The following is a 671-nucleotide window of genomic DNA, read 5'->3' as shown; positions in this document are numbered from 1 at the left end:
GGCGTGGGCGGTCCGACGGGCGCCGGTCCCAGCAACGCGACTGCGGCGATGCGCCGGCTCGCGGAGGCGGGCCGCTCGGCCGCACTGGGCATGGGCGGCTACAACAGCCAGGGCCTGTGCGCCACGGGCGTGAGCCGGGCCATCCAGAACGCCTTCGGCGTCAAGGTCTGGGGCAACGGCAACCAGATTGACAACAACCTGCCCCGCGACAAGTTCAAGCAGGTCAACATGTCGCTGGAGGAGGCGCTGAAGATTCCGGGCCTCGTCCTCACCTGGGAGAGCACCTCCACTCGACTGGGCAGCATCTACGGCCACACGGCCATCACCACCGGCGACGGCCGCTCGTCCGCCAGCGACTTCATCGAGAGCAACACGACCAACAACGGCCGCACCGGCTTCAAGGTCTTCATGCCCATCGTGTAGCGCCCCGTCGCACACCTGTGCCGCTTCCGAAGCCCCTGGTCCCGACAAGGACCGGGGGCTTCGTCGTTTCGAGCGAACCCCGCAGGGCGCAGCGGCCTCGCGCCGGTGCGCGACCGAGACGCGGGGGCGGCATGGAGGGCCCGCGATTTTTCCGACCGACCGATGATTTCCGGCGGCCATGGCGGTCCAACCATCAAAACCGCTTCACGGAGAGCCCCATGACCACGACGACCCACACCGAACTCCCG

At 68.6% G+C, this 671-nt stretch carries 1 pseudogene; it reads left to right on the top strand.

Features of this window, described 5'->3' with window-relative positions:
• A pseudogene (locus G4D87_RS38415) lies at positions 1–423 on the top strand (LysM peptidoglycan-binding domain-containing protein); the annotation flags it as partial.
• Positions 424–671 lie beyond the last annotated feature (248 nt).

Origin of the sequence: Myxococcus vastator, from assembly GCF_010894475.1 — a bacterium.
Lineage (GTDB): Bacteria > Myxococcota > Myxococcia > Myxococcales > Myxococcaceae > Myxococcus > Myxococcus vastator.
The sequence above is the reverse complement of the archived record's forward strand: the minus strand, read 5'-3'. Positions and strand labels throughout refer to the sequence as shown.